Source organism: Dyadobacter sp., from assembly GCF_051859145.1.
In the GTDB taxonomy this organism is placed as follows: Bacteria; Bacteroidota; Bacteroidia; order Cytophagales; family Spirosomataceae; genus Dyadobacter.
In genome coordinates this window covers 38,528-43,101 of record NZ_JBHYGF010000556.1, presented here as the reverse complement: position 1 = coordinate 43,101, position 4,574 = coordinate 38,528, and the positions used below count along the sequence as shown (strand labels likewise).

Annotated in this window: 4 protein-coding genes; 3 read left to right on the top strand and 1 reads right to left on the bottom strand. The window is 48.1% G+C overall.

Features of this window, described 5'->3' with window-relative positions:
* Window positions 1-55 precede the first annotated feature (55 nt).
* On the bottom strand, window positions 56-409 hold the full coding sequence (locus ACTIE6_RS23985) for a transposase (RefSeq protein ID WP_439559034.1): 354 nt from the start codon (window positions 407-409) through the stop codon (window positions 56-58).
* Window positions 410-514: 105 nt separating this feature from the next.
* Here ACTIE6_RS23985 and ACTIE6_RS23980 point away from each other — a divergent pair, with 105 nt between their 5' ends.
* The 3 genes from ACTIE6_RS23980 to ACTIE6_RS23970 form a co-directional block, all read left to right on the top strand.
* The gene (locus tag ACTIE6_RS23980; protein WP_439559033.1) at window positions 515-2,527 is read left to right on the top strand and encodes a BCCT family transporter; all 2,013 of its coding nucleotides are present in this window, start codon (window positions 515-517) and stop codon (window positions 2,525-2,527) included.
* A gap of 39 nt (window positions 2,528-2,566) precedes the next feature.
* Entirely contained in the window at window positions 2,567-4,342 is a 1,776-nt protein-coding gene (locus ACTIE6_RS23975; RefSeq protein WP_439559032.1) for a TrkH family potassium uptake protein, read from the top strand.
* 6 nt (window positions 4,343-4,348) lie between these two features.
* Window positions 4,349-4,574: NAD-binding protein (locus ACTIE6_RS23970; protein WP_439559031.1), on the top strand; the 226-nt coding region annotated here is incomplete at its 3' end.

Sequence of the window (4,574 nt, the reverse complement as noted above, 5' to 3'; positions counted from 1 at the left end):
ATAATCTCGTATTTTTCTGATGCTGATAGTCTCATAAATTTTCGATATTTGAGGTTTAATCCAGCATCGTCAAACTTTTTTTTACAATATCATACCGCAAAAACAGATCTGCCACCATTTCTTTAAGTCGGGCATTTTCCTTTCGTAGGTCGCTGACTTCATCGGTCGTGGCTTCACGCGTCAGATCACCTTCCAGACGCTTCTTGCCCGCTTCCAGGAACTCCTTGTTCCATTTGTAGAATTGCGATTCGTTAATCTGGTGTTTGCGGCACAACTCGGCGACCGAGATCTCCGCACGCAGCGCTTCCATTACGATCAGAACCTTCTGCTCGGCAGTGAAAAGCCGCCGGGTCTTACGGCGAATGTCTTTGATGTAATTTTCAGGTGTAGGCTTCTTTGTGTTTCCCATGATTTTAAAGTACTCATTTTTAGGAAAACACTCTCTTCACTTTCATTTAAACTTGTCCACTTTTCGCTGACGATTTACAGGGCTCAGTCACTTCAAATTCATCTTATGGCCAAGCATTTACTTCCTCTCTCGACTTTCAAAAAAGGGATCACCTTGCCAAGTCTGGTGTTCATATTAGCAGTCACCTTTTTGGCCAGCTTTTTCCCGCAGGTGACCGGGGCAGTTTTGTCGCGGGTGCAGGACTGGATATTCATTAATTTAAACTGGGCCTACGTTTGGTCAGTTACGCTGTTCGTATTCTTTCTTTTGGCCCTTGCTTTCAGTAAGTTCGGCTCGATTACGCTGGGCGATAATGACGCGGTGCTGGAGTACTCGTTCTTCTCCTGGATTTCAATGCTCTTTGCCGCCGGAATGGGTATAGGTCTGATGTATTTCAGCGTCTCCGAGCCGATTTCCCATTTTTCTGATCCTACCTTCGGCCAGCTGGACCAGGTGAGCCGGGCAAAGAATGCACAACTGTATACGTTTTTCCATTGGGGCATTCACGCATGGGCTATCTATGGCGTGGTAGGTCTTTCGCTCGCGTACTTCGCTTACCGATACAAGCTGCCCTTATCGCTCAGGAGCTGTTTTTACCCTATTTTGAAAGAACGGATCAATGGGCCAGCCGGCGACGCGATCGACACATTTGCGCTATGCAGCACTTTTTTCGGGATTACAACCACGCTGGGATTTGGGGTCGTACAACTCAACGCAGGGCTGGTGGAGATAGGTCTGATGAAGCAGACTGGGTTTTCGTCACAGATTGTGATTGTGCTGGTGATCATGGCCATATCCATTTTTTCAGCTACGACAGGTGTCAGCAAAGGCGTTAAGTTTCTGAGCCAGCTCAACATTGTAAGCGCAGTCGCATTAATGTTATTCGTATTGGCATTGGGGCCGACGGTTTTTTTGATGGGCTCATTGTCGGAAGGTGCCGGTGAATACCTGAACCAGTTCCTGAGCCTGACCTTCAATACCCATGCCTATGAGCCAGAGCGTCAGCCCTGGTATTTTCAATGGACAATCTTATACTGGGCCTGGTGGATTTCCTGGGCTCCTTATGTTGGAATCTTCATAGCAGGAATCTCCCGCGGCAGGACGATCCGTGAATTTATCGGCGCAGTGCTGATCCTTCCCACTGCTTTCAATTTTTTGTGGATGACTGTTTTTGGGAATTCAGCAATCTGGTTTGATCAGCACGAAGCCGCCGGGCAGCTGAGCGGCATGGTAGGGAATGCAGACGAGTTGCTTTTCCGTTTCCTGGATTATCTCCCTGCGCCCGGAGTCAGCAGCAGCCTTGCCATTTTTATCATCTTCGTCTTCTTTGTCACGTCGGCTGACTCGGGCATTTTTGTCATCAATAGTATTGCCTCCCAAAATGCTAAAAACTCGCCAAAATGGCAGCTTGTGTGCTGGGGGATGCTGCTGGCGCTGCTGGCACTGGTCCTTTTGAATGCGGGTGGTTTGCAATCCTTGCAGACGATGACGCTGATCACCGCATTGCCTTTTTCGGTGTTGATGATCCTGTTTTGTTATTGTCTGGTACGTGCATTGTCGGTCGATAGCTACTATTACACCAAGGAGTTTTCGCCGGCTACCAGTTACTGGTCCGGAGAGTTGTGGAAAGAGCGGTTGCAAAGAATTGTGTCCGACAAAAGTCCTGAAAATGTGGATCACTTTATTGGTACCACAGTTCGTGGCGCGCTGGAAGAGCTGGCAGCCGAACTGAACAGTAAGGATATCAACGCTGAGATCAGGTTTCAGGACATTCCCGCAGATGTATCGCTAACCATCCACCACAAACAGATTGAAGATTTTGTGTATGGTGTTCGCAACCAGGACCGGCTCGTATCCAGCGTTTTGGTCAGAGAGCGAAACGTTCCTACCGTGAAGAGAAATCAGTCTAACTTTCCAATCAGTTATTTCGGCGACAACAGGGTGGGCTACAACGTTGCGTATTTCACCCAGAAGGAAATTATTGCCGATGTGCTTAAACAATATGAGCGTTTTCTGGAATTGTCCTCGGAGATCAAGAATGAAATATTTACAGACATTGCTTCCAAACGAAGAAGTTGACATGTAGTATTGCAGCATTCGTAACCATAACTTTCGCATTTGAAAGCAGAAGAATCCATCATTTATTACAGAAAGCAGCTCGATAGAATCATGCTTGCGACGAGCCTATTGTGCTCGCTGGTGATCCTGTTCCATATTGGCTACAACCGGGATGTTCAGGTTGAGCTCGTGATCAACCGCGCGCTTGAATGGTGCTTTTACTTTTTTGCATTGGCCCTCTCACTAAAAACGCTCACTGCCTTCAAGAGCCGCTCAGCCGTTACACCCCGGGTCAGCGAAGCGATACTATGCTTCTATTTTGTGGCCGTAACCCTGATTGACAATTATCATTTCGCCGGTGCGGCAGGCACCCAATGGGTAAAGCCAGAATGGATGTATCTGGGCATTTTCGCGGTGCTTGTAGTGGAACTGTCGAAGCAAACTTTGTTTTTTGACCAGTTCTACTTCAATCCGACGCTGCTTTTTGTACTGAGCTTTCTGTTGCTGATCCTGATCGGAACCGCGTTATTGCTGCTTCCTAACTCAACTATTTACGGCCAACTCCGTTTTGTCGATGCACTTTTTCTGGCCACCAGCAGCGTTTGCATTACCGGATTGTCCGGCATTGATATAGCCCACGACCTCACGCGTTTCGGGCAGACGGTCGTGCTGGTGCTCGTACAGGTGGGCGGGCTGGGCATTATGACCTTTACCGGATTTTTCGGCTACTTCTTTTCAGGCGGTTTTTCCTATAAAAATCAATTGATGTTTACCGAACTGGTGGGTGAAAGCAAGGTTAGCTCTGTAATTTCCACTTTATACAAAATCGTTTTTGTAACGTTATTGCTGGAAGCCGCCGGCGGTGCTATTATCTATTTCACCTTGGATGAAAACCTCTTCAGCAGCAACGGGGAAAAGCTGTATGCGACCATTTTTCATGCGATCACTGCCTTCTGTAATGCGGGATTTTCTACTTTCAGCGGCGGGCTCAATCATCCTGGCGTAAAGTTTAATTACTCGTTTCAGCTCATTATTATAGGGCTCTACATTATGGGCGGACTCGGTTTCGCTGTCATCTTTAACTATTATGAGCTCATCACCCGCTATGGTGCCGGCTTGTACCGGCGTATTTTTCACAGCAGGCCGATTAAGCACCGTTCGGTAGTGATTGCTTTTAACTCCAAAATTATTGGCTATACCACGCTTTGGCTGCTAGTAACCGGGTTTGTGATTTGTTTCCTTCTTGAATACAACCACAGCCTGCGTGAGCACGAGACCGTCTTCGGAAAGACGGTGACAGCGCTTTTCATCGGCAGTAGTCCACGTTCATCAGGCTTTAATACTGTGCCGATGGAAAGCCTGGCCTTCCCGACAGTCATGCTCATATTTCTGCTGATGTGGATCGGCGCAGCGCCCGGGTCGACTGGGGGCGGAATTAAGGTGACGACTTTTGCCGTTGCCGCCCTTAACATTACCAGGATCGCACGCGGAAAAGACCGGATCGAGATTTTCGGGCGCATGGTTTCAGAAGATTCGGTCGCAAGAGCGCTGGGCATTATTTCTTTGTCACTCGCTTACCTGGGATTGTCGATCTTTGCCTTGACAGTTACAGACCCTGAACAAACGCTGCTCTCGCTGGCGTTTGAGAGCTTTTCCGCATTTACTACGACGGGCCTGAGCCTGGGTGCGACTTCACAGCTGAGCGATGCGGGCAAACTGGTGATTATCATGACGATGTTTATTGGTAGGGTCGGCTCGATGACGCTGCTGATCGCATTGGTCAAAAAAGCAAAACCTGAGAACTATCGCCTGCCGTCTGAGCAGGTTAATCTGTAATTGAATATGAAATACATCATTTTGGGTCTTGGAAATTTTGGAAAGGCGCTGGCTATCAGGCTCACCGAGCTTGGGCATGAAACGATCGGAGTCGATAATAACATGCAGAAGGTTGACCAATTAAAAGACAGGATCACGCACACAGTTTGTATGGACTGTACCGACAAGGGGGCAGTCAGCTCACTACCACTTAAAGATTGTGACGCGGTGGTAGTGGCTATCGGGGAGGATG